Annotated in this window: 28 protein-coding genes and 1 pseudogene; 10 read left to right on the forward strand and 19 right to left on the reverse strand. The window is 34.9% G+C overall.

Annotation, left to right across the window (positions count from 1 at the left end):
• Positions 1 to 107: 107 nt before the first annotated feature.
• Positions 108 to 476 carry a hypothetical protein gene (locus tag ABWU29_RS01425; protein ID WP_015589302.1) on the forward strand — a complete coding sequence of 123 codons (369 nt, stop codon included), beginning with the start codon at positions 108 to 110 and terminating at the stop codon, positions 474 to 476.
• 103 nt (positions 477 to 579) lie between these two features.
• Positions 580 to 1,011, forward strand: a complete 432-nt coding sequence (locus ABWU29_RS01430) for a hypothetical protein (protein ID WP_174516792.1) — start codon at positions 580 to 582, stop codon at positions 1,009 to 1,011.
• Between the two features lie 77 nt (positions 1,012 to 1,088).
• Here the strand turns inward: ABWU29_RS01430 and ccmE are convergent, their stop codons facing one another.
• From ccmE to ABWU29_RS01470, 8 genes are read right to left on the reverse strand one after another with little or no spacing between them, the layout of a single operon-like run.
• Positions 1,089 to 1,481, reverse strand: a complete 393-nt coding sequence (gene ccmE, locus ABWU29_RS01435; protein ID WP_141456659.1) for a cytochrome c maturation protein CcmE — start codon at positions 1,479 to 1,481, stop codon at positions 1,089 to 1,091.
• Positions 1,465 to 1,602, reverse strand: coding sequence for a hypothetical protein (locus ABWU29_RS01440; RefSeq protein ID WP_167482792.1), 138 nt, complete (start codon positions 1,600 to 1,602; stop codon positions 1,465 to 1,467). The genes ccmE and ABWU29_RS01440 overlap by 17 nt, the downstream gene beginning before the upstream one ends.
• Positions 1,599 to 2,471: a biotin--[acetyl-CoA-carboxylase] ligase gene (locus ABWU29_RS01445; protein WP_141456660.1), complete on the reverse strand. Its 873-nt coding sequence runs from the start codon at positions 2,469 to 2,471 to the stop codon at positions 1,599 to 1,601. Before ABWU29_RS01445 ends, ABWU29_RS01440 begins: the two co-directional genes overlap by 4 nt.
• A 17-nt stretch (positions 2,472 to 2,488) precedes the next feature.
• Positions 2,489 to 3,853 (reverse strand): NADH-quinone oxidoreductase subunit N, encoded by a 1,365-nt coding sequence (locus ABWU29_RS01450; protein WP_015589298.1) that lies wholly within the window; start codon positions 3,851 to 3,853, stop codon positions 2,489 to 2,491.
• Entirely contained in the window at positions 3,850 to 5,292 is a 1,443-nt protein-coding gene (locus ABWU29_RS01455; protein ID WP_015589297.1) for a NuoM family protein, read from the reverse strand. Before ABWU29_RS01455 ends, ABWU29_RS01450 begins: the two co-directional genes overlap by 4 nt.
• 3 nt (positions 5,293 to 5,295) lie before the next feature.
• The gene (gene nuoL, locus ABWU29_RS01460) at positions 5,296 to 7,146 is read right to left on the reverse strand and encodes an NADH-quinone oxidoreductase subunit L (protein ID WP_353280073.1); all 1,851 of its coding nucleotides are present in this window, start codon (positions 7,144 to 7,146) and stop codon (positions 5,296 to 5,298) included.
• 4 nt (positions 7,147 to 7,150) lie between these two features.
• Positions 7,151 to 7,459 (reverse strand): NADH-quinone oxidoreductase subunit NuoK, encoded by a 309-nt coding sequence (gene nuoK, locus ABWU29_RS01465; RefSeq protein WP_010962953.1) that lies wholly within the window; start codon positions 7,457 to 7,459, stop codon positions 7,151 to 7,153.
• Complete coding sequence (locus tag ABWU29_RS01470) at positions 7,450 to 8,037, reverse strand: NADH-quinone oxidoreductase subunit J (protein WP_015589295.1); 588 nt, start codon at positions 8,035 to 8,037, stop codon at positions 7,450 to 7,452. Before ABWU29_RS01470 ends, nuoK begins: the two co-directional genes overlap by 10 nt.
• A gap of 224 nt (positions 8,038 to 8,261) precedes the next feature.
• Here ABWU29_RS01470 and ABWU29_RS01475 point away from each other — a divergent pair, with 224 nt between their 5' ends.
• Positions 8,262 to 8,675 (forward strand): hypothetical protein, encoded by a 414-nt coding sequence (locus ABWU29_RS01475; protein WP_015589294.1) that lies wholly within the window; start codon positions 8,262 to 8,264, stop codon positions 8,673 to 8,675.
• Between the two features lie 100 nt (positions 8,676 to 8,775).
• Entirely contained in the window at positions 8,776 to 10,692 is a 1,917-nt protein-coding gene (locus ABWU29_RS01480; RefSeq protein WP_015589293.1) for an ATP-dependent helicase, read from the forward strand.
• Positions 10,693 to 10,846: 154 nt separating this feature from the next.
• Here the strand turns inward: ABWU29_RS01480 and ABWU29_RS01485 are convergent, their stop codons facing one another.
• The 6 genes from ABWU29_RS01485 to ABWU29_RS01510 all read right to left on the reverse strand — a co-directional run bounded on the left by ABWU29_RS01485 (position 10,847) and on the right by ABWU29_RS01510 (position 14,744).
• Entirely contained in the window at positions 10,847 to 11,059 is a 213-nt protein-coding gene (locus tag ABWU29_RS01485) for a hypothetical protein (RefSeq protein ID WP_065094389.1), read from the reverse strand.
• A gap of 162 nt (positions 11,060 to 11,221) precedes the next feature.
• Entirely contained in the window at positions 11,222 to 11,443 is a 222-nt protein-coding gene (locus tag ABWU29_RS01490; RefSeq protein ID WP_022626388.1) for a hypothetical protein, read from the reverse strand.
• A gap of 25 nt (positions 11,444 to 11,468) precedes the next feature.
• Positions 11,469 to 11,603: a hypothetical protein gene (locus ABWU29_RS01495; RefSeq protein WP_255324781.1), complete on the reverse strand. Its 135-nt coding sequence runs from the start codon at positions 11,601 to 11,603 to the stop codon at positions 11,469 to 11,471.
• A 33-nt stretch (positions 11,604 to 11,636) separates the two neighbouring features.
• On the reverse strand, positions 11,637 to 11,840 hold the full coding sequence (locus ABWU29_RS01500; protein ID WP_007549940.1) for an IS5 family transposase: 204 nt from the start codon (positions 11,838 to 11,840) through the stop codon (positions 11,637 to 11,639).
• 91 nt (positions 11,841 to 11,931) lie between these two features.
• Positions 11,932 to 13,098, reverse strand: coding sequence for an aspartate kinase (locus ABWU29_RS01505; RefSeq protein WP_015589292.1), 1,167 nt, complete (start codon positions 13,096 to 13,098; stop codon positions 11,932 to 11,934).
• 200 nt (positions 13,099 to 13,298) lie between these two features.
• Positions 13,299 to 14,744 (reverse strand): hypothetical protein, encoded by a 1,446-nt coding sequence (locus tag ABWU29_RS01510; RefSeq protein ID WP_197907256.1) that lies wholly within the window; start codon positions 14,742 to 14,744, stop codon positions 13,299 to 13,301.
• A gap of 135 nt (positions 14,745 to 14,879) precedes the next feature.
• On the opposite strand from ABWU29_RS01510, the gene ABWU29_RS01515 reads away from it, so the two are divergent.
• A complete protein-coding gene (locus tag ABWU29_RS01515; protein ID WP_141456681.1) occupies positions 14,880 to 16,154 on the forward strand; it encodes an APC family permease in 1,275 nt (424 codons plus the stop codon).
• 213 nt (positions 16,155 to 16,367) lie between these two features.
• Here ABWU29_RS01515 and ABWU29_RS01520 read toward each other — a convergent pair.
• From ABWU29_RS01520 to ABWU29_RS01530, 3 genes and pseudogenes are all read right to left on the reverse strand, one after another.
• Positions 16,368 to 16,923: pseudogene (locus ABWU29_RS01520) on the reverse strand (transposase).
• A 119-nt stretch (positions 16,924 to 17,042) separates the two neighbouring features.
• Positions 17,043 to 17,312: an IS110 family transposase gene (locus tag ABWU29_RS01525; protein ID WP_007552972.1), complete on the reverse strand. Its 270-nt coding sequence runs from the start codon at positions 17,310 to 17,312 to the stop codon at positions 17,043 to 17,045.
• A gap of 320 nt (positions 17,313 to 17,632) precedes the next feature.
• The gene (locus ABWU29_RS01530; protein WP_015589289.1) at positions 17,633 to 18,085 is read right to left on the reverse strand and encodes a hypothetical protein; all 453 of its coding nucleotides are present in this window, start codon (positions 18,083 to 18,085) and stop codon (positions 17,633 to 17,635) included.
• A 140-nt stretch (positions 18,086 to 18,225) separates the two neighbouring features.
• Between ABWU29_RS01530 and ABWU29_RS01535 the strand changes: the two genes are divergently transcribed.
• Positions 18,226 to 19,260, forward strand: coding sequence for an aspartate-semialdehyde dehydrogenase (locus tag ABWU29_RS01535; RefSeq protein WP_010962945.1), 1,035 nt, complete (start codon positions 18,226 to 18,228; stop codon positions 19,258 to 19,260).
• Between the two features lie 839 nt (positions 19,261 to 20,099).
• Here the strand turns inward: ABWU29_RS01535 and ABWU29_RS01540 are convergent.
• Positions 20,100 to 20,594: a Smr/MutS family protein gene (locus tag ABWU29_RS01540; RefSeq protein WP_012673308.1), complete on the reverse strand. Its 495-nt coding sequence runs from the start codon at positions 20,592 to 20,594 to the stop codon at positions 20,100 to 20,102.
• A gap of 92 nt (positions 20,595 to 20,686) precedes the next feature.
• Here ABWU29_RS01540 and rlmB point away from each other — a divergent pair, with 92 nt between their 5' ends.
• The 3 genes from rlmB to ABWU29_RS01555 all read left to right on the forward strand — a co-directional run bounded on the left by rlmB (position 20,687) and on the right by ABWU29_RS01555 (position 22,790).
• Positions 20,687 to 21,451, forward strand: a complete 765-nt coding sequence (gene rlmB / locus ABWU29_RS01545) for a 23S rRNA (guanosine(2251)-2'-O)-methyltransferase RlmB (RefSeq protein ID WP_015589288.1) — start codon at positions 20,687 to 20,689, stop codon at positions 21,449 to 21,451.
• 79 nt (positions 21,452 to 21,530) lie between these two features.
• Positions 21,531 to 22,253 carry a Bax inhibitor-1/YccA family protein gene (locus ABWU29_RS01550; RefSeq protein ID WP_015589287.1) on the forward strand — a complete coding sequence of 241 codons (723 nt, stop codon included), beginning with the start codon at positions 21,531 to 21,533 and terminating at the stop codon, positions 22,251 to 22,253.
• Positions 22,254 to 22,790, forward strand: coding sequence for a cytochrome c oxidase assembly protein (locus tag ABWU29_RS01555; protein ID WP_015589286.1), 537 nt, complete (start codon positions 22,254 to 22,256; stop codon positions 22,788 to 22,790).
• Between the two features lie 253 nt (positions 22,791 to 23,043).
• Here ABWU29_RS01555 and ABWU29_RS01560 read toward each other — a convergent pair whose 3' ends face one another.
• Positions 23,044 to 23,745 (reverse strand): ankyrin repeat domain-containing protein, encoded by a 702-nt coding sequence (locus ABWU29_RS01560; protein ID WP_227738557.1) that lies wholly within the window; start codon positions 23,743 to 23,745, stop codon positions 23,044 to 23,046.
• Between the two features lie 115 nt (positions 23,746 to 23,860).
• On the opposite strand from ABWU29_RS01560, the gene ABWU29_RS01565 reads away from it, so the two are divergent.
• Positions 23,861 to 24,838, forward strand: a complete 978-nt coding sequence (locus ABWU29_RS01565) for a quinone oxidoreductase family protein (protein WP_015589284.1) — start codon at positions 23,861 to 23,863, stop codon at positions 24,836 to 24,838.
• Positions 24,839 to 25,097: the final 259 nt, after the last annotated feature.

Consider the following 25,097-nt stretch of genomic DNA (forward strand, 5'->3'; position numbering starts at 1 on the left):
CGAACTTGGATACTTATAAATTAATGTTTATAAGTTAAAAGAAAAAACAGTTTGCATGTGAAACTAAAAAATAATTTAAACTTTAATAATTTATGGAGGTAATTTATATGAGCAAGAACTCGCAAAACCTTGTACAAAATGAGGATAATTTTACTACTGGTAATAAAGAAAAACTTATAAGCGCTCTTGATCTTATTATACTTAAGACAGGTACTGATAAGGATATACAAGACCTTGGCAAAACAGCAAGTGGTCATACTGTTAAAAAAGCAGTTGATGCATTAGTTAATAATATAAATGAACAACTTATTAGTGGGTTGAATATTATGTTAGGAGAAGAGCAAGCTAAAGTTAAAAGTTTGGAAGATATTATAGGCAACGATGATGCAGGATTAAAAAAAGATCTAAGTGAGTTAGCAGGTAAGGTAAATAGTATGTTACCTGAGGAGGCACCAACCCATCCTGATATATTGTAGTAGTTAGGAAAGTAACAGCCTGATACAGGCTGTTACTCTTTCCACATACCATTTCAGTGTAGCTGAGTTGATTTTAAAAGTATAATTTTTTATAGGAGTTAATATGAGTAATTACAGTGTAAAAGAAAGCGAAAAAGACTATGAATCAATAGGAAGAATAGTCGAAGACGAATATAGAATAATAGATGACATAGAAGTCAAAATTAAGCCTAAATCTTTTGAGAGCAATAAAGAAAAGAATGCGTCGGTTGGTTATGTTCACAAAGTTCTAGACAAACTAATCACAGAATTAAACGACACATTTGTTTCTGACTTGGATTACCAATTGAGGCTTAATGCAAACTATGTTCAGAATAAATTGAGTAAGGATTTATATGATTTGGACAAGGTAGTTATCGATACTAGTAAGAATTATGAAATTTTGGAAAAAAACTTTAATAATCTAAGAGAAGAAGTTGAAAAATTAAAAATAGGAACGGTTAGTGATGACAACATAGATGAATGGGAAGCACCAACTCACCATGATATATTATAGTAGTTAAGAAAGTCACAGCTTGCTAGCAGGCTGTGACTCTCTCTACATACCGTTTCAATACAGCCAGGTTAAGGAATCTATTTTAAAACTTTCGGCATATAGTTCTCATCATGTTTTGCAAACACCGTATCTGCAAGAAAGGTATTATTATCAAACATTTTACCTTGCACAACAACACCACTTTTTTCTGAAAACATTGGTGGAAGTATTCCCTGGTATTTTACCACAACGCTTTTGTTAAAATCTGTCATTTGAAAAACTACTTCACTTTCGCTCCGTATCACACTATCTTCAACAACCATTCCACCAATATGGATTGGCTTTTGACTATTTGGTAAAACTATTGCCTCACTTACTGTATAGAAAAATGAGATATTTTCTTTGAGCGTTGTTAAAATAAAAAAGACTATGCAGCTTAAAAAGCAGAAAATTCCTGAAGTTATAAGTAATCGCTTATGTTTCTTCTTCATTATTATCTTTCAGGCTTTCTAGAATTTTTTTACTTTTAATATAGCAAGAAATGGTAAAAATCAGTTCTCCGGTAATCAACGTAAAACTAATAAGGTAAGCAAAAATTACATATGTATTCATAATGCACTGCCAATAAATAACTCACCTGCATCAAAATAAATTAAGCTTCCATCCTTTTGCTGCAACACCAATTTACCACTTTTATCTATATCAGCAAAAATTCCTTCATACAATTTGTCAGCTAACTTTACACTGATTTGTTCATGCATTTTGAATGCTTTTTTTAACCACATTTCTCTTATAGCATAAAACCCATCAAATAGCCATTGCTTTCTTAGCTTATTAAAATTTATTATTAATTTTTTTAGTAGATCTATGTTAGACACAGACTCACCGTAATTGCTAATGCACGTTGTTCCTGGAAGTGGTGCATGATTGACATTAATTCCAATTCCTATAATGAGCCAATTCGAATTGGATCTTTTTTCAAGCAATATTCCACTTATTTTCTTGCCATCGATTAGAATGTCATTTGGCCATTTATACTGGAGATTTAGACCATTTATAAATGACAGTATAGTATTTCCAACAGCAAGAGCAGTAACAAAAGTCAATTCTGTTAATTTGCTGACATCCGCAATTTTATTCACCAAACCCCTCTCTGTCATCCCAATGCCCTCTGATGTCATCCCAGTGCTTGACACTGGGATCCATTCTTCTTTTTTTCTAGATTCCAGCGTCACGCGCTGGAATGACACCGAAAGCTGGCTTTCATTAAGATAATCGTTAAAGAGGTTTATTACCAAACTCGCATAAAAATTACCCTCTGGAGAAATCCAGTTTTTTCCAGTGCGCCCTCTACCCTCTGTTTGTTTATCGGCAATAATAACGGTTTCATTTGATATTCCTCTCCCAATTAAATCCAACGCTTCTTTATTAGTGCTTGAAACTTCTTTGTAATGATGAATATGAAAACCCTCAGGGATCACCTTGTCAGTCCTTTAGTTCAATGAGTGAGTAAAACGTACAAGAAAAGAACGAGGTTGATCAGTGAAGCCACTGAAGTAATAATGAATAGACCCTTAGAATAAGCAACCTTATTACCACTAGCTTTATCAAAATACATAACTTTCATGATATTTAAATAATAGTAGCATGATATCACACTCGCTATTACAAGGATCAAGGACAGGCTGATAAAGCCAGAATTTATTAAACTTTTGAATATAAAAAATTTAGCGATAAAACCTGCAAGTGGAGGTATTCCCGACATCGAGAGTAACAGCACAGAAAGATGAAATGCTACAATTGGGCGTTTCTTCCCTATACCAGATAAATTTGCAATATCACAATCGTCATCGTCAATTTGTACGAGATATGAGAATAGCCCTATGCTTGTGATGATATATATCACCAGATACATTAAGGCACTATCTGTTCCTGCTTGTGTAAAAATAGAAAGTGAAGCAAATATAAAACCAATGTGACCAATTGAACTGTAAGCAAGCAGCCTTTTTAAGTTTTGCTGACGCAAGGCCCCAAAAGCTGAGATAAGCACAGACAATGCTGAAACGTATAAGAAAATAGGCTGAACATAACTTTTTACATTTACTAACTCTTCATTCATCAATCGAATTAAAAATGTTACAAGTGCAGCTTTTGGAGCTGTAGAAAAAAACGCAGTTACTATGGTAGGTGCACCTTGATAGACATCTGGAGCCCACATATGAAAAGGAGCAATAGCAAGCTTGAAACACAAACCAATTAGGATAAAGACTAATCCAAAAACTATTCCATAAGTTATCTGATGGCTTTGCAAGAATGAACCGAGCTCAGAGAAATTGACTTGTCCTGTATATCCATAAAGCAGCGACATTCCATATAGCATAATGCAGGAAGATAGTGCACTAAGTGTAAAATATTTCACTCCTGCTTCACATGAATAAGCTGAATCTTTATTAAAGCTCGCAAGAACATACAAAGATATACTCATCAACTCAAAAGCTAAATAAAAAGAAATCAGACTATTTGCTGAAACCAAAGTTATCATGCCAAATAGCGCAAAAAGAATCAGTATTGAAAATTCATATTTATAGTCATATTTTGATAAATTCAGCATCAAAAGTATTAAAATTCCTGTGCTGAGAATTAACCCTTGGGCTGACCTGATGTATAAATTGAGTTTTAACAACGAATTAAAGAGAAAAATTTCATTGTTTTCTGCCGAAATAATTAAAATAATCAAAGTTACCACTGTGCAGCCAAGTGCTAATAAGTTGATAGTTCGGCGGTTAAATATAATTCCAAGCAGCAGCAACACTAACGAGGAGATAATAGAGAACGTTTCCGGCAATATCTGTATATAATTCATAGCGCATTATATTTGACTAACAAATTTGCCATACATGGCTTCAAATAATTCAGTGCAAGGGTTGGGTAGAATCCAAGCAAAATAACAAACACTGCAAGCAGAATTAAGACAGAAAATTCTATGCTATCCAAGCGGTTATTTAATAATTTAGAATAGCTAACCCCCCATATTATTTGCTTACATAAATTCAGCATATAAACTGCGCTTAAAATAGTGCCAAGTGCGATAAATCCTGTAAAAAACCCTATGCTCTTAAACATTCCAACCATAGCCAAAAACTCACCTATGAATCCAGATGTTCCAGGTAGCCCTATTGAAGCCATTGAAAATAAAATGAACATAAAACCAAATTTTGGCATTGTGTTTACTATGCCAAAATATTTTGCAATCTCCAAAGTTCCAGTTCGAGTATATAGCATTCCAACACACAAAAATAAAGCAGCAGAAATAAGGCCATGACTAATCATTTGAAATATGCTACCCAGTACTCCTTCCTCACAAAATGAAAAGAGGCCAGCAGTAACGATCCCCATATGTGCTATTGAAGAATAAGCTATTAACTTCTTTATATCATCTTGAGCAAACGCAACTAGAGAAGCATATATTACCGCAATAATGCTCAGCACAACAACGAAATTTGAAAAATACAAACTTGCCTGAGGAAGCATTGGAATAGAAAACCTTAAAAATCCATATCCCCCCATTTTAATAAGCAAGCCAGCTAAAATCACAGATCCAGAAGTTGGTGATTGCACATGCGCATCAGGAAGCCAAGTGTGAAATGGAAACATCGGTACTTTTATTGCAAAAGAAATAAAAAATGCAATCCATAGCAATGACTGCACTTCAAGATCAAGACTTGGCACTAATGTAGCTAATTTTTGTATATTAAACGTCCCAAAAGTGCTATAGATGTACACCAAGCCAAGTAGGAATAATAATGAGCCAGTTAATGTATAAAGAAACAACTTAAACGTTGCATATACCCTGTGTTTTCCTCCCCAGATGCCAATAATAAAGAACATTGGTATTAAAACAGCTTCAAAAAACACATAAAAGCTTATAGCATTCAGTGAAACGAAAAAACCGACTACAAAACTCTCAAGCAGTAGAAACAATGCCATATATGGACTGAGGGTCGTATAACTCATTTTGCAGTTGTAGAGTATACAAATTACAAACAAGAAAGTTGTAAGCAGAAGGAAAAGCAACGATATACCATCTATCCCTATTCCAACATTTCTAATTGGGTAGCTGACAAACTGAAAGTCCGCATTGTTATAATCAAATTCTATACAAGCTACAATGCTAAGCAAAAATGGAAGTACAGCAAAAAATAGGGCAAGGAATCTTAGGTGTATAGATTGATGATTAATCCTGATTAAGGATAAAATCAACGCTCCTATCAGTGGAAGCAAGAATATACTAAGTAACAACACCTTCTATTTAATTCCAATAATATATAAAGCACCGATTATTAAAGTAACAAACATAATAAGTGCATAATCAAATATATAACCAGTTTGCAACTTTATAGAACTTTTTGAACATTCATTAACCAACCTTACAACACCATTTGGTCCAAATGAATCAATAGCCTTAACATCAAACTTCCATAGAAGCCTAGATATAAACCTTATTGGTACAATTATAACAAACTCATACACCTCATCAAAGTACCATTTATTCTGCAAAAATTTAAGTAAAAATTTACTCTTAATTTGCCTAATTACTTGATATTGGTAAATTAGGTACGCAAGTGCTATTCCACTTAGGCTCGCCAAGGTTGGCAGTAGTTTTATAAAGAAATTATGAACTCCATGCTCATCAACCACCACTAAACTTGATTTCCAAAACGCATTACTAGTTATGTTCAAAATATTTGCTCCCCACACTCCAGAAAATACCGATCCAAAAGCAAGTATCAGTAATGGTATAAGCATAATCTTCTGTGCTTCATGTATATTAATTTTACTTTGTTTTTGGCTGTGGAACACAAGAAGCAATAACCTCCAAGAGTAAAACGCTGTGAAGAATGCAACAACTAAGCTTATTACAAAAGCAAAGCTATCCGTGCTATAAGCATGTTCAATTATCAAATCCTTTGAGTAAAAACCTGCAAATGGAAATATTCCAGAAAGCGCAAGAGACCCAATCCACATGAGAGTGTAAGTGCAAGGGATTTTCTTCCAGCAATTTCCCATTTTCTGAATGTTTTGCTCATGATGCATTGCATGAATCACATTGCCAGCACCAAGAAATAGTAGAGCTTTAAAAAAAGCGTGGGTCATTAAATGAAAAATAGCAACATTGTAAGCAGAAAGCCCACATGCCATGAACATATAACCAAGTTGACTGCAGGTTGAATAAGCAATTATTTTTTTTATATCATTCTGAGTAATCGCAACGGTGGCTGCAAAAAAAGCAGTAAGTGCACCAACGATAACTATTAATTCTCGTGCCACATTTGATAACTCAAACAATGAAGAACATTTTGCTATTAAAAATATACCGGCTGTTACCATCGTTGCTGCGTGAATGAGTGCAGAAACAGGGGTTGGCCCTTCCATTGCATCTGGCAACCAAACATGTAAACCAAGCTGTGCAGATTTACCCATACAGCCAATAAAAAGTAATATGCATATTATATGAATTACTTTGAATTCACAGCAGAATGCCCTAATGTTCTGCGCGCCAAGAAGATCAGCTGTGTCAAAAACTTCAGTAAATTTCAAAGAGTGAAATGTATAATAAATAAGAAAGATTCCAATCAATAGTGCAAAGTCTCCTACCCTATTCACAACAAATGCTTTAATTGCTGCATTATTTGCAGAATATTTTTGGAACCAAAATCCTATGAGTAAATAAGAACACAGGCCAACTCCTTCCCAGCCAAAAAAAAGCTGCACGAAATTATCGCTTACAACCAGCACAATCATGCAAAATGTGAACAGCGATAGGTAAGAAAAAAACCTCGACTTCCCATGCTCCATATAGCCGATAGAATAGAGATGCACTACCAGCGAAACGGTGGTAATAACAATCAGCATTAAGGATGAGAGAGCATCCACACTAATTGCCCAATTTACTTTTAATACACTTAATGAAAATAAAGGAAATAAACTCAAGTGATAATTTTCAGAGAAGGTAAGAAAAACATACCAAGATAAAACTGCAGATATTCCAATCCCTGCCGTTGTAATTAACTGACCAAAAACATCGTTTCTAAAAAGTGCTGCAAATAGTGAACCAAAAAGTGGCAAAAATACTATTAATTTCAGTATATCCATCATACTTTCATTCTTTCATTAAGTTCGCTTGTTCAACATCTATATTGCCACGGCTTCTATAATATACAACCAATATTGCAAGTCCAACTCCTGACTCTGCTGCCGCAACAGTCAACACAAACATCACAAAGATTTGCCCAACTATATCATTCATAAAGGCAGAAAAAGCAACTAGATTGATGTTAATCGCCAACAATAATATTTCTATTGATAACAATATATTGATTATGCTCTTACGGTTGATGAAAATACCGCACACCCCAACAGTGAACAAAATAGCAGCAACTATCAAAAAATGATTTAATCCTATTTCCATTCCACTCCTTTTCCAAATTTAGCCTTAACCAATTTTACAGATGAAGATTGCGTCAATTGCTTTAATACATTCTGTTTTTTAACTCCTTTTTTCTTGTCCTGCAAAGTAAGAGCAATTGCACCGACAATTGCAACAAGTAGCAAAATTCCAGAAAGATGAAAAGCGTACATGTAGTCGGTATACAGCAAATTACCAATAGCTTTCACATTATTGGTATTATAGTTTATAACATTGCTTATATTCGGTGCTGAGCTGCGGATTACAAAGCTGATGACTAGAAAAAACACAACACACAACATAGCACCAAGAGTGCAATGCTTTGCAAAACCCTGGCGCAACCTTATGTAGTCAATATCGAGCATCATAACTACAAAGAGGAACAACACCGCAACCGCACCGATGTATACTATCAGCACCATCATAGCAATGAATTCAGCTCCAAGGAGAATAAAAAGCACTGCAGAGTTAACGAAGGTGAAAATTAAAAATAATACTGCATGCACAGGATTTCTTACACTAATTACGCATACAGCAGATAAAATGCTAAGAATTGCAAAAAAATAAAAGAAAAAAGGCATCGATACTTTAACTGCAACAATAGTTACTAATTTAAAGTAACTATCGTGGTAAAGTCAATATTATATTAAACGTTTAAAAACATTGTACTACAAAGCTCCAGCTCCATTTTAAATTATTATATAGAGCATTTTCTCAGTAATGCAATAAACACTTAACTTGTTCTTGATAATTTTAATTTATTAACGTATAATATATGTATATTCATAATTAATGGCAGCGCGAAATGTACAACATATTTGGTTATTTCAAAACTTGTAACACACAAAGTGGTAAATTAAATAGTGAAAGTTATCAGTACACTACAAGAGATTACATGACAATTTACTTCAATAACACACTAGCAAGTTTCAGTAGATCATGGAGAGAATTTAAAGAAAAAGCGTATGGATTTATGTATGATATCGGAACTTGGTTGAAAGAAACATATGAAAATCTCACTGAACGACCTGCAACGCATAACCACTATGCCTCAAAGTTCCCTGTTAAAGTTGAAGAAAGAGAAATGGAGGAGCTAAACCGTACATATAAGTCATTCCAAACTCCACCTATCCACCTAACAAACAGCAGCCTAGATCAGATCAATTTATCGTTACCCACCACATCCAAGCTGCCTAACAAAGGTATATACAAAACGTAACACTTGAGTGAAGCATTCTTTAACTGTTCTATTCAATAAAACCTTTACAATATTTCAATCATAGGTTTAACTTTACGAAGTTATAATCTATAGGGCTACGATGAACGATTATCTCTCACTGCTAAATCCAGAACAACAATCAGCTGTAACTAACATAGATGGACCAGTTTTGATACTGGCAGGAGCCGGGACGGGAAAAACAAGAACGATTACTTCAAGAATAGCACACATAATTAGAAACGGTCACGCTTATTCTGATGAGATATTAGCAGTTACATTTACAAATAAAGCAGCAAATGAGATGGTATCAAGGGTACTTGAGCTAACGGGCACAAACATACCATGGCTTGGCACTTTCCATGCAATTGCAGCAAAAATTTTGCGCATGCACGCAGAAATTGTGGGCTTAAACCCCAATTTTACAATCATTGGTGTGGATGACCAATTACAGGTAATAAAAAATATTATCAATGAAATAAATCCTGATTACCTATCAGAAAAATGTAAGACCATTATGAATATTATTCAGCAATGGAAAGAGAAGTGCTTATTGCCATCTGAAGTGGAAGATATTCAATCATTTAGGCCAGTATATGTAACTGCACTCAAGGTCTATCACCAGTATCAGGAAAGGTTGAAATTCCTTAACTCTGTCGATTTTGGTGACTTATTGCTATATAACATACAACTCTTTAATCAAAAGACCGAAGTTCTGTCCTACTACCAAAACAAGTTTAAATATGTCATGGTAGATGAATATCAAGATACAAATGCGATACAATATCTTTTGCTAAAATACCTTGCAAAAGAGCACTCAAATATTTGCTGTGTAGGAGATGATGACCAGTCGATATATAGTTGGCGTGGTGCAGAAGTTGAAAATATTTTGAAGTTTTCTGATGATTTTAAAAATGCAAAAACCGTTAAACTAGAGTGTAACTACAGGTCAACATCCCACATACTTGCAACTGCGTCATATGTTATCAATCACAATAAGACTCGCTTAGAAAAAAAATTGTGGACAACAAACATTGAAGGGGAAAAGGTAAATCTAATAAAATTATGGGATGGGAAAGCTGAAGCAAGGTTCATAAGCGAACAGATATTGAAACTCAATAAATACAGATTTAGTGACATTGCAGTGCTGGTAAGGGCCACTTTTCAAACTAGAGTTCTCGAAGAGTATTTTATAAAATATTCAATTCCCTACAAGATTATAAGTGGCGTAAAATTCTACGAACGTCAGGAAGTCAGGGATATAATTGCATATTTAAGACTTGTTACAAACAATAACGATGACTTAGCTTTCGAAAGGATAGTAAATCGGCCAAAAAGAAGCATAGGAGCTACAACTCTAAAGAAAATATACACGACTGCTCAGGATAACAAAATTTCTTTTTTTGAGGCAGCAAAAATATTAGTTAATAGTAATCAGGTAACCGAAAGAATTAAACTCTCACTCAACGATTTTTTAAATAAAATTAAAGCTTGGGAAGAAATAGTAAGCGTAAAACCACTGCATGAATTCGTTAAAATCGTAGCAAACCAATCAGGATATATTGAAATGCTTGAAAATGAGGAGGTAACAGGCTTAGCACGAATAGAAAATGTTAAAGAGCTCATCTCATCTTTAAAAAATTTCGATAATGCCACAACTTTCTTGGAGCATATAAGTCTGGTGATGGAAGTGGATAATATGAATAACGATGACACCGTATATGTTATGACTCTTCATGCAGCCAAAGGACTTGAATTCCCGTGCGTGTTTCTACCTGGTTGGGAAGAGGGATTATTTCCTCATCAAAGATCTTTTGATGACAAAAGTGGTAAAGCTTTAGAAGAAGAAAGGAGACTCGCATATGTTGGCATAACCAGAGCCAAAGAAAGGTTAATCATTTCATGTGCAGATAGGAGGGAAATTAACAACCAGTGGCAACCGATGCGCACTTCTCGGTTCATTAAAGAATTGCCAAGAGAAAATGTTGAGGTAATTAAAAGCAACATTGCCTACTGTTGAAGCTATAATTGCAGATAAACATATCTTACAAATCTGAATTACTTTAACTATATGTTTCTCTTGGCAAAAATTCTGTAACCGTTCACACTTAATTCTTCAATCTCATACCAATTTCTATTACATAACAAACAAATAGACAATAGAAGTGAGAAGGTTATACTAAGGCAGTATAATGATGGAGTTTTGGAATGGCATTGGTATCAGGTTGCAATTTTAGCTTACATTGTGCCAATCTTTCTTCAATTGCTGCTCGCATAAATTCTGCCTGTCTTTTAGTTCTGCAGTGCACTATCGCATCATCCACATATCTTTCAAATGGTACTGTTGGGTGATTTTGTTTCATCCATATATCAAATGCATGGTGCATAAATATGTTTGAAATGATTGGGCTTATTGAACCTCCTTGCGGAACTCCTTTTTTCCCTAACTACCTTACTGCCATCTGCTTGCTGAATAGGGGATTTCATCCACCTTTCAACATACAGTATGACCCATTTGCAGTCTGTGTGCTTCTTGATAGCCTGCAGTGCTAAATTGTGGTCCAGATTGTCGAAAAATCCTGTAACATCAACAGCTTTCTTGGTAATCGTATCCTGTCTCCAATAAACAGCGGTTTTGCTATGTATCCTTGATCAGCAAAAAACTTACGTAAAGTTGGAGCCTTGTATTTAGCTTGAGTGAAAAGATTTAGAGCACCATCACGATCTTGAACACTTGCACTATGAACATCAGCCGCAATAATTAAGCCCACTGTATCTACAACAATATGACGTTTTCTACCCTTTATTTTTTTTCAGCATCATATCCTCTGGATCCCCTTTTTGAGTGGTTTTTACTGATTGACTGTCAATTATTCCTACTGAAGGTGTTTCATTTTTACCAAACATTTTTCTTACCTCTTTTACTAGCATATTATGTATTTTTTCCAATTTGCCATTACTACGTCACCTGAGAAAATAGTCATACACCGTCTTCCATGGAGGAAAATCTTTCGGCAGCATTCTCCATTGACAACCACCTCTCATTATATACCTTATTGCATTAATAATTGTTCTGATATTGTGCTTTCTTGGCCTCCCTATCTTTCCTTGTGCAACATGTGGCTCCAAAATTTCCCATTCCTTATCACTTATATCACTTGGATACAATTTTCCCTCCTATTTTTTACTTACACTATCATATTTTTTTCCTCATTCCTTTTCAAGACATACTCTTAGACAACTGGACGTCAAGCCTATCCTAGTGCTGCATATCAAGCTCATACTCAGTATGTAAATCTTTGACTAAAGCTACAGCGCATTCTTTTTGAACAATTATACTGATTTTGATTTCAGATGTTGTGATAGCAAGTATTTCTATCTTTTTTTCGCTTAAAACCTTGAGTGTGCGGTGCATCACTTCAGTGTTAGACATAACACCAATACCAATTATTGAAATTTTAGCTACATTATCGTTTATAGCATAATTTTCATTCTTATTCAGTAACTTTTCCATTGAATCAATATCAAATTTGGAGATAACAAAACTTGACCCATGTATCATATCAATTTTAACGTTTGCTCCTGCTATATCTCTTAAAGTACGCAAGTTATTTGCAAGGTTAGTGAAAGTTACAAGAGCTTCATTAGTGCTATAAGTTATTCCAGTAATTAAGTATCTCTCTAGTACATCCCTTTTGTGTAGCACTGTGGTGCCTTCTACTTCCTTAAAAGTGGATAGCACTTGCACTTTAATGTTATGTTTCATTGCAAGTTGTACTGAACGATTATGCAGTATTTTAGCACCAGATGACGACATTTCCAACATTTCATCGTAAGAGATAAATTTGAGCTTGCGTGCCTTTGGAACAATTCTCGGGTCTGCTGTATATATTCCATCAATATCAGTAAAAATTTCGCAAGTTCTAACACCAAAGGCTACCGCGAAGGCAACTGCTGATATATCAGAGCCTCCTCTTCCAAAAGTAGTGATTCTATCATCATTTATACCCTGAAAACCAGCAATGATCGCAGCAGTATAACCCTCAGCAAAAGATCTTTTCACACGTTCAATCTTTATTGTTTTTATTTTAGACTCAGAATAAAAATCATCAGTTGCAATTGGTAACTGCCAGGCAAGCCACGATTTAGCATTAACTCCGATCGATTGGAGAGTGATAGCTAATAGACCGCAAGAGATTTGTTCTCCTGCTGAAAGCATAACGTCATACTCTGATAACTCTTGTCTATAACTTAAATTTGAGATTTGCCTAGCCTGAAAAACCATTTGGTCAGTAAATCCTGCAACAGCAGATACAACAACGATTACATTACAACCTTTCTCAATATCGTTTTTTATCAAATTTGCAACTCGGTTTAAATCAGTTAGCGAAGTCCCACCAAATTTTTTTATGATTATTTTGTCCATAGTTACAATATAACTCTCTTCTGAAGAAAAATATAGTTTTTGTAGAGATAGCAGCTTGCAAGCCATTCAGAAAAGGGAAGACAAAGCTATAGAACACGTCATACCGCCGCGGCGCTAACTAGTAGCGGAATGACGAATTTGTTGTTTTAAAATTGTCAGTAAATCTAAGTTAGTTTAGCTATATAGCACGAACTAAACCACTAAGCAGCAGAAGACCTTGCATGACCTCCAAAAAATGCTTTTACTCTTTCAAGATAAGTAGGTGGTTCTGCAGGGATTTCTATATTATACATTGAATAATACACTGCTTCCTTTATACTATCATCTGTAACTAATTCCCTTAATTTTTGCTTTATGGCACCTCTTTGAATACTTTTTCCATACTCTTCGTAAAATTTTATGTAAAGCTCTTTAAAGACAAATTCTCTTATTTCTATTATTGATTGGTTAATGTTGCTCTTCACCTCATCGCTTATATTATTTTTATCCGCATAATCTTCGGAGTAAAAATCTTCAAACTTGTCTACCAAAATTTTTAATTTTTTATAATTGCAATATTCTTTTAAAAATCTTTCAGTAAATTTAGGTGTTAATACGTTCACTGCTCCATTTATTTGAACCAAGAAATTATTTTTCGCTTCAAGACAACTAAGCGAATAAATAATACGATCGAACATTCCCAGAGTACATAAACCAAGTCCATCCTTTAAATTCATTAGTAATAGTGAATTCACATCTGATTTTTGATTCTTAGCAGCAGTTGAAACTAAGTTTGCAGCTTGTGTGAGAGTTAGTCCAGTTTTTGATTCTTGCCAAGCTGCTTCATTGGAACCATTAAAGTTAAGATAAAGTTTTAATTGCTCTTTTTGCTCAGTTGTAAGCTCATCTGAATTATTTATGTAGTCTTCAAACTCTTTATTGAGTACATTTGGTTGAGCTCCAAATTTCTGTTTTAACTCTTGAGCGCATTGGAGAATACTATGTTCAAAACTACTCGTGTGAACGCTCTGACTGCCAGTGCCCACATCACTTACATTAAACAAAAAGCTTAGCTGCTTTACATTCAAACCCAAAGGTGAGAAAAGCCTCACTAATGGATACTTTATCAATTCAAGAAGTGCCACTGGAATTAGCAGTGCATAATTTAACAATAATAAACCAAAATTAAATATAAGAAACCCACGTAGAGCTGATACCTTTGATGCAATATACAAAAATGGAAGCTGTAGGTAATATATCAAGTGTATACTGAAGAATAAGATTTTGTCCTTTAATTTTATTGTTGGATCTTTATAAACCTCAAACAACATGCTATTGCTATCAATATTGTTGTTTTTAAAGGAGGTATAGTTGTTTATGATCTTCTCTTGCAAGGGAAGAAGCATTTTATTCAGGCAAATAAACGCAGCAATAACAATAAAACCTGTAGCCAAAAATGCTAGTGCAGGGCTAGAAGTGCTTGTAGATAAATAGGCATAAAGACCATCAACAATTAAGTTTTTGTATAATCTTTCAAAGGGACGAACTAGAATCGGGTCAAGGATATAGTTAACAAGAAGATTTAAATAATACACGAGAAACAAAAGTGCAATCAAAAATGCAATAATACTACAAACAACCAAAAATGCTTTTAATCTCGGATTCATAACCCCCTCTTAATAATCTGTTAATATAATCTATTTTAGGAATAAATTGAAAAAAATGCAAGTTTTTATGTTAAAAGATCAATTGAAATTTCTGAGTTTAGGGTATATTGTTAATCTATTTAGATAAGAATTATTGTGTCAAATAAAATAGGTTTTTGGGCTATTTTTGCCTTAGTGATTAGCAGCCAAATTGGCTCTGGAATTTTTATGCTTCCAATTAGCCTTGCTCCATATGGCATGTATAGCCTTATAAGCTGGATAATATCAGGGCTTGGTGCTATATCTCTTGCTTTAGTTTTTGCCTCACTCTGCGCAAAATTTCCGGAAACGGGTGGCCCTCACGTCTATGTAAAGCATGCTTTTGGCCCTGCTGCAGCTTTTTTTGTTGGTTGGACGTATTGGGTGATCTCATGGGTTAGCACAACAGCCGTAATAGTTGTGGGTGTTGGTTATCTTACACCATTTTTCCATGAAGATATTCAAAACGTACATCTGTTTTTAGAGATGTTATTACTTACAATTATTACACTAATAAATTTTAGAGGAGTAGCTACTGCTGGACGTGTTGAGTTTTTATTGACGGTGATAAAAATTTCTGTATTGCTTGTAATACCTATAGCAGCATTGTTTTTTTTTGATAGAAATAACTTCATCATAAGTGAAGAAATATCAAATCTTACAACATCGCAGATTCTTGCACGTTCTACACTTATTACTCTATGGGGTTTTATTGGAGTTGAATTGGCAACAGCACCTGCAGGGTCAGTTGATAATCCAGCTAGAACAATACCAAGAGCTGTGGTACTTGGAACAATCTCTGTTGCTGTTGTGTATTTTATCAACAATCTTGCAATTATGGGATTAATAAATGGCAATGATTTAGCAAGTTCAAGAGCACCATATGTTGACGCAATAAAAATTATGGCCTCTGGCAATTGGCACTTGATTATTTCTATAACTGCGTTCATTTTTTGTGTTGGTACTTTAAACGCTTGGGTACTAGCTAGTGGACAAGTGGCCCTTGGCCTTGCAAAAGATAAACTGATGCCACAGTTTTTTGCTCAAAGAAACAAGCACGGTTCTCCTTTCTGGGGCATAACAATCAGCTCCGTTGGCACTTCAGTTCTACTAATCCTCACTTCAAGCAACAATTTTGCTAAGCAGATCACATCAATTATCGACTTTTCTGTAGTTTCATTTTTATTTGTTTACCTTGCATGCAGTCTTGCTTTTCTCAAAGTTATTGTGCAAGAAAAGAGTTGTTACAAATTTTTAATTGGCAGTATAGCAACAACCTTTTGCTGCTGGGTAATATTTGAAACTTCTGTGAATACCTTGCTGATCGCAAGCTTATTCACTGCAAGTGGCGTACCTCTTTATTTATTTTGGTATCGCAGAGTTTCTGTATAGCAAATGTTATGTATCTGTTCAGCAGAGTGGCAAAATAAGGTAGACGAGAAAAGACAACTATAGGAAGAAATGGGTGTCATGCCAGTGCGTGACACTGGCATCCAGTTCTTTCGCGCAGTTCCATCAAAAACGTTGTAAAGGATTAATCGCTTTCGTGTTTACCAACTTAGTGCCCAATCTGGATCCCAGATACTGTCTCTGCTGTCAAACAAATTATCCAACAAAATTACAATTAAATGGTTGATTCTTTTTAAGAATACCAAAAAAGACATGCATTAATTTTCGCATTAACGCAAGAACTATGACTTTTGGACATTTGCCTTTACTTGCTAGACGCTGACAAAACTTTTGAAAATGATTATTATGGTTTTTGACTACTATAGCTGGCATATAAAGAGCTTTTCGAATACGCTCAGATCCTATTTTGCATATGCAACTTCTCTTACTTACTGACGATCCCGATTGATAATGTCCTGGCAGCAAAAGCTGTAAATTGTTTAGCATTGTCAAAGTTATCAACTGATGGCATTTCTGCGACAACAGCAACAGCAGTAAGATATCCTATACCTTTTATAGTCTTAAGGTTTTCCACCATATTTTTTAGATGTGGATAGTTATTTATATGCTCATTAATTTCTTTTTCGAGAACAATAATTTGCTCCTCTATTGCCAAAATTACTTTAGATATAGCTTCTTTGCAACTGGAATGCATATTTTTGTTTTCCAAGCGATTTGTCTGTTGCACCTTATCATCTTTTAGCGATTGCATGCAACGCCCTCAAATGCCTCATTTCAGGTGCAATGGGCTTCCAAAGAGCAGGTTTGTTGGCGATACAAAATCTAGCTATCATAGCTGCATCTGATTTATCTGTCTTATTTCTGAGCAGCTCACTTTTGCCAAAAGCTTTCTGGGTTTACTATACTGACATTATGTCCTAAATCATGCATAAAAGTAGCCAAATCTTCTCCATACCAACTAGTTGCTTCAAGACATAAATGAGTAAGATTTGCTCCATGGCCATTGCACCAAACTACAAGTTTTGCAAAACCATCTTGATTATTTTGAAAGACTTTGTGTCGTTTTTTACTGTCCACTAACAAACAAACATCAAATTTCTTTTTTGAAATATCCACACCCAAAATAGCATTTACTTGCATAAAATTGCCTCCAAGACTATAAATAAACTGAGAGTTTAGACTAACCTTGTAATACGGGATATAATTCCAAAAGATACTGTTCAGTCTTTAACTCTATGGGAGGGAAGCAAAATCTGGCTTAATGGCATTAGTGTCGCATCAGCTTCACCCTCCCTGTGAGGTATTTTAGCTCTAATGCCTCACATCATAAAGATACAAGTGTCACGCACTGGGATGACGAGAAAGGAGCACTGGAATTTTTGTTTCAATATTTGTACATGAGCCATGCATCTGAACAGATACAATGTTATAACTAGAGATAATTTTTAAATGATTGATATTTATGAACTACGACTTTTCTTGTTGTCCACTTGTTCAACATTACCCTTCTCAAGTTTACTATCTACTTCTTTTGTGTGTTCATCATCTATACTAGTTTCATCTTTTATCTTACTAGGGTAATCTTCCTGCGATTTTTTATATGCTTCCATGTTGTCATATATAGGGTTACTGATGATTTCTATTTTTTCAGGTGTGAAAATCCTTGCTAAAAATCTCCTTATTATTGGTATTGACCTTAAGAGATCTCTTAGCTTTGAAGATTCTTGTCTTTTGTTTAGAGACTGTTGGTCTATTTTAGAGGTTTTTACACCATACTTTTTATCATCAAAATTTATTGTAGGCTTTCTTTTATTTGAAAGAACACTTTGGGCCTTTGATCCATTGGTTCCTTCAGGCCCTTGAGGTGTAGACATTGCAGGTTTAACCTTAGTTTCATCGTATTCCTTACTCATCTTTCATTTCATTATGTAATATTACTAATATTGCATAATAATAGCTAAATTACAATTAATTGCAAGGTAAAAATATTAAAACAATTGTAAATTTTGTCAGTAAAAATATAATAGAACTTTAAAATTAGAGGTTCATCTATATGAGATACAAAATTGCTGTTATTGGAGCAACCGGAAGAGTAGGGCGTGAGGTATTAAGCACGCTTGCTGAATTTCAAGATGAGGCGATAGATTGCGTTATTGCACTTGCATCGAAAAAATCAGAAGGGAAGAAGGTGAGCTTTGGTGACAAAGAGTTAACAGTTTTATGCCTTGAGGATTATGACTTCGTTGGAACTAATGTAGCCATTTTCTGTGCTGGATCTCATGTTTCTGAAGAGTATGTACCAATTGCAACACAGGCTGGATGCATCGTGATAGATAACAGTTCCCATTTTAGAATGAAAGAGGGTGTGCCACTCATTATTCCAGAGATTAATAAAGAAAAAATTATGGAATATAAAAACCACAACATAATATCCAATCCAAACTGTACTACAATACAGATGCTGCTAGTACTACATCTATTACACCAAAAAGCAAAAATAAAGAGAATCGTTGCTTCAACTTATCAATCAACTTCTGGTGCAGGCAAAGCAGCAATGGATGAGCTCTATGACCAGACAAAAAAAATCTTTATGAACGAAGCTAAAAAACCCAAGATATTCTCTAAGCAAATAGCATTCAATTGCATTCCCCATGTAGGAGAATTCATGGAAAATGGTTCTACAGAAGAGGAATGGAAAATGCAAGAGGAGACAAAAAAAATTTTAGAGGAAGATATAAAAGTTACTGCAACTTGTGTAAGGGTACCCGTCTTTATCGGTCACGCTATGGCAGTAAATGTGGAATTTGATCAACATATCACTGAAGAACAAGCTCGTGAAGTGCTAAGTGAAGCCGAAGATAGTGGAGTTTTAGTGTACAACAGGCGTGAAGATAGTGAATACATAACTCAAATTGATGTTGTACAGGAGAATGCTGTATATGTATCGCGTATTAGAAGAGACAATACTGTTGAGCACGGATTAAATATGTGGATAGTGGCTGACAACCTGCGCAAAGGCGCAGCATTAAATATAGTGCAGATTCTTGAGATTTTGATAAGAGAGCATTTGTCAATCAAGTGCATATAGAGCGCACGTACGTTGTAATTCGAAGGAAATTGTATATCACATGGCAGCGCGTGACGCTGGAATGGCTTTGTTGCATCGCTACTTATGAAAGGCTAACTATAATTAGGATTATAAGCAACTTATTGAAAATCTTGTTATTTATATTAATAAATTTAATTCTATTGAAAATAGCTAAAGCATTGAAATTCTTGAATTTTAGCCGGATTAGTGAGTGGTAGTGAAATTTCTTTTACTCAAATTTAGGTATTCACTGACCGTTCTTGTTATAAATACCAGAATAATAAGCTACTGATATTCTCCACCTTTTTTATCTTTAATCCATCATAGCTAGCGATGCAACAAAGCCGGCTGGATTCCAGTGTCAAGCACTGGAATGACACCATTTGCTGTGCAGTTTACCTTCAAAAATGAATGTTCGTACAGCTATGGAATAAATCGCGGTATGACGGTTCGCAGCGGTATAGTAACTCGTCACCCCGCTACTTGTTAGCGGCTGAGATACCGCGGCGGTATGACGTAGAAGCTATACTTTTATACTCACCAACTCAGTATCCAATCTGGATCCAAGTAGTCAAGCTATTCGGATGACACCCTCATAAAGTGAAATGAGATCCCGCTAACACGTAGCGGGATGACGAGAAAGGGGCTACTCGGATGACACCCTCATAAAGTGAAATGAGATCCCGCTAACACGTAGCGGGATGACGGGAAAAGAGGTACTGGGAGACATCCTTCCTGGTAGACCCAAATCACAATGTTCGCACAGTTGTGCGTCACGCGCTGCCGAACACTGTATGGTTATACAAGAAAAATTAAGGCTTAAAAGGAAACTTAAGCAGCTAATAGGACCTAAGCCTTCTTAATAAAACATAAAAAGCTCCTTTACCACCATGTTTTTTCGTAGCTTGCTGGTAGTATAGAACCATATGCTGGATTTTAGTATCATTTAACCACTTATTTAAGTTATTCTTTATAGTGTCTGTTTTATTTGTTGCACTGCCGTATCCCGTAATTACCAATAAACATCTATTCCCTGCTCGATAATTTTTGATAATAAAATCTATCAATTTACAGTAAGCATCCTCTATATTATAGCCATGCAAATCGAGCTTGTCGCTTATAAAATATTTACCCCTATCAACTTTTGATTTTGTGTTTTGGTCAAGACAAAATGATGAGTTACCATTATTGGTATTAAGAAAATTCCCTTGTAAGTCGGAGGTACCTTTATCAACCATAGACTTTATATTTACTTTATGATCAACTTTCAAAGTAACTTTTCCACATTTTATTGGCTTAACATTTTTTTGCCAATCCAACTCATCGTCCGACATAAACGCATTAATCGAATTGTATAATTTTACAACAATATTCAAACATAGTAAAATGTTGCTTATTCTATAAAAACCAGATTTTCGATAATACGATGAAATCGTCAAAAACTAATGAGAATTTTTGGCTGTATGGAAAGCACACCTGCATGTCAGCACTGAAGAATAAAAATAGGCGGTGTATAGAACTGTTAGTAACAGAAAATTTCTATAGAGAACACGAAAAAGAAATTAAGCAATGTGCAAATAGTAAGGGCATTAAAGTTCGATTAGTAGAAAACAAAATACTTAATGACGTTTTACCCAAAGGTGCTAATCATCAAGGGATTGCTTTAAAAGTTGCTCCTATCCTTCATAACTTAAGCATCGAAGAAGTAGCTGAAAGCTCAAACGACAGCTCTACTATAGTCATTTTAGATCAAGTCACTGACACGCACAATATTGGGTCAATTTTAAGAACTTCAGCTTGTTTTAATGTCAATGCATTGGTTTTACCACATAACCACTCACCGAGTGAAAATGCATCTATTGCAAAAGCAGCAAGTGGAGCTTTAGATATCGTTCCGCTAATATACGTTACAAATATAGTGAAAACTATGGAGTATTTAAAAAAGGTCGGCTACTGGTGTTACGGGTTTGATTGCAATGCTAAAGAAAATATAGATGAAATAAAGAGCTTTGAAAAAAAAAGAGTAATCATTTTTGGCTCTGAAGAGAAAGGGGTACGAAGACTAGTTAAAGAAAACTGTGATTATCTTTTAAAAATCCCAATATCAAACGTAATTGACAGCTTAAATGTTTCAAATGCAGCAGCAATAGGCCTATATTCTATTTATATTAAAACAAATGCCAGCGCATAGCTGTTTATAATAAAAACACTTGATAAAAATATGGTTTTATATTATAATGTGTTAAGTAATGGATAAAAGGAGTTATATTATGTCTTATATGAGAAATGAACAGGATATTCGCTCTCAAGGCGCTTATTATAGTGCTGGGCTTAGAAGTTACCTAACTAAAGTATATAATTACATGGCTTTAGCTTTGGGCGTCACAGGGCTTGTTGCATTCCTAACAGTGTTTTCTGGTCTTTTTCAGGTGATTCATTCTAATCCCGTCCTATCGCTTGTGGTAATGTTATCTCCAGTTGCATTGGTGTTCTACATGTCTTATAGAATTCAACACCTAAGTGCTCAGTCTGCCGTTACTATATTTTTCTCGTTCTCAGTGTTAATGGGGCTTTCCTTATCTTATATTTTTATAGTTTATACTGCAGAAAATATAGCAAGGGCGTTTTTCATTACATCAATCATGTTTGGCTCTATGGCTTTATATGGTAATACTACAAAAAGAGATCTTACAAGTATGGGCTCTTTCTTGATTATGGGAATCTGGGGGTTAATCATTGCGTCTATAGTAAATTTATTCCTTGGAAGTAGTCCTCTCTACTTTGCAATATCGTTTATATCAGTAATAGTATTTACCTTAATGACTGCGTATGATGCTCAAAGAATCAAGGACGTTTATTATAAACATAATGACGGATCAGAAGTTGCTACTACTAAATTGGCAATACTCGGTGCAACTAATCTTTATTTTGACTTTATTAATATATTTCTCAATCTACTCAGGTTACTTAACTTGTTCAACAATAGGGATTAGATGTTTTCCTTTTTAAGGAAAGGCAGTAAGAATTCTATAGTTTTCTTTCTAATATCTCTAGTTGTATTGATGTTATGTCTTGCATATGCATCGGTGCCTCTATATAGCATTTTTTGTAAAGCTACTGGGTATGGTGGCACAATAAGAAAAGTAACTAACACAACAACAAATATAACTAACCAAAAGATCAGGGTCCATTTCAATGCTGATATAATGTCCGATCTACCTTGGGAGTTTAAATCAGAAACTAACTACGTTGACGTAAACATAGGAGAACAAAGTTTAGCGTTTTATTACGCAAAAAATCTATCTGATCAGCCTTCATTTGGTATGGCGGTGTATAATGTTACGCCTTTCAAAGCAGGTAAGTATTTCAATAAAGTTGCATGCTTTTGTTTTGAAGAGCAAATGTTGCTAGCAAAACAAAAAGCAGCTATGCCCGTATCTTTCTATATAGATCCTGAGATAATGCTTGATAGTAATACAAAAGATTTGAGCGAAATAACACTATCATACACGTTTTTTAAGCTTAAGTAATAAACTTTTTCCTATTGTCACCCAAGCAGCGTGAGCTATAGCTAAACTGACTTAGATTTACCGACAATTTGAAAAACTGTCATTCCGCTACCCGTTAGCGGGATCTATGCTTTGAGATACCGCGGCGGTATGACGTAATCCGATAAGGTAAACCTCGTCATCCCGCTACTTGTTAGCGGGATCTCCGCGGCGGTATGACGTGTTAGCTATAGAAGGAGTGCGTTGTTATTCAAATAATGATTATGCAACAGATCTATTGAATTGAGCAGGAGTTCTTATTTGCTTTTTGCGCACCGACTACTTGTGTCTCAGTGCTTGGTGTTATCAATTCCCATCCTTCATTCTTTGCTTCACAAGCATTCCAATATTGAGCCAATTCCTTATTATTTTTTACAGAATCTGGCATTTTTTCATGAGGTTTTTTTTCCAATGTATGCTTAATTAGAATCTTACAGCAATCTTTGCATTCAATTGACTTCTCTGCATCATATAATTCAGTAACACAATCTAAAGCGGTATTTCCACCGTAGTGTTCATGTGGGCTATCACTTACCCCCGCTTCTATGAGAGCCTTTAACACGTCTGGAGAACGAGTCAAAGCGCAGGCATGTAAATATCCTTTTTCATTTTGCACGTTAGTACCTGCTTTTATTAAAACTTGCGCTAGATTTGGTAAAGCGTGAGGTTTGTTATTAATAGCAATAGAAAAAAGACTATCTACTGGAAAGCCATCATAGTCTTTCAAATCAAATTTGTGATTAATATCAAAACCTTTTTTTTCCCAAGAAGCATATAAATATTCATAATAGTTTTCTTTGCTTGAAGTTCGCATTCCACTTTCTAGCCTTTCTTTTATTTTTTTTATTATATTACTAGTATCTAAACCGTTATCTTTATCCACTTTGTACAACACATTATACAAAACACTATAAAGCAAATTTTCTCTATCCATCATAATTTATACCTTAAAACTATTAATATGCACTTATATAGTATATAAACTCTAAATAACATTTTGCAAAATATTAATTGTTAGATAACATAATCAAAGTTTTTATCTTACATTCATCATGGTTAGAGCTATACAAATTAAAAAAACTGGGGGACCAGAAGTATTAGAATTTGTAGATAAGAATATAGGTGAGCCAAAAGGCGAGGAAGTCTTAGTGCGTCACACAACTATCGGCTTAAATCGTTATGATTTAGAGCACAGAAAAGGTACGCGCAAAATTAAAAATTTACCATCAGTGCTTGGGGTAGAAGCAGTGGGAGTTATTGAAAAGCTTGGTAAAAAAATCAGTGATGGGTTGAAGGTCGGAGATAGAGTTGGATATTGCACAGCTCCTCCAGGGGCATATTGTGAAAAGCGCATTATACACCAGAAATATCTGATAAAAATCCCAGATGACATATCTGATGAAGTTGCTGCTGCAGTGCTGTTTAAAGGTATGACAGCTCACTATTTAGTTAATCAATCTTATAAAATCAGGCCTGGTGCTTTTGTGCTAGTTCATGGAGCTAATGGTGGCTTAGGGCAAATAATATGTCAATGGGCGAAGGATAAAAAAGGTGTAGTGATAGGTTCTGTAAGCTCTGATGAAAAAATGAAGATAGCTTTACAAAGTGGCTGCACATACGCAATAAACTACAATGATAAAGACTTCGTTTCTAAAATTATGGAGATTACGCAAAACAGAGGAGTAGGTGCAGTATATGACCCCATAGGTTACGCTACAAGCAAGCTCTCTTTTGAATCTTTAGGCAGGTTCGGCATATACGTTTCCTATGGGCAGATATCAGGTAACGCTCCTATTAGTTTTTCTTTACTTAGTTCACGCTCGTTATTTGCAACTGGAACCTTAATATATCATTATAAGCATGATAGATTCACATTAGTGCTTACCACAATGGAAATCTTCGAGATGATAAGAAAAAAACTTTTAACTGTACGGATCAATAAAAAATATAAATTTGATGAAATAATTCAAGCCCATCGCGATATGGAAAACAGAAAAGCAAGTGGGTTAAATATTATCAAAATCTCTTAAATAAACTAGTAATTTAAACTAACCATTCATTAAATCATATCAACTAGAACTTCACATATTTAATTCTCCTTTTGAGGGAATTAAAAGCATATAGCTAAACTGACTTAGGCTTACCGACAACCGTCATCCCGCTACGTGTTAGCGGAATCTATACCGCGAATAGACTTCTTGCATAACCCAAATTAAGTAGAAAAAGGTATCATCCGAGTAGCTGACACTGGTTCCTTTATGACGGTAGTAGCCCCCCTTCTCCTGTCAT

Origin of the sequence: Wolbachia endosymbiont (group A) of Phasia obesa, assembly GCF_964028125.1 — a bacterium.
In the GTDB taxonomy this organism is placed as follows: domain Bacteria; phylum Pseudomonadota; class Alphaproteobacteria; order Rickettsiales; family Anaplasmataceae; genus Wolbachia; species Wolbachia pipientis.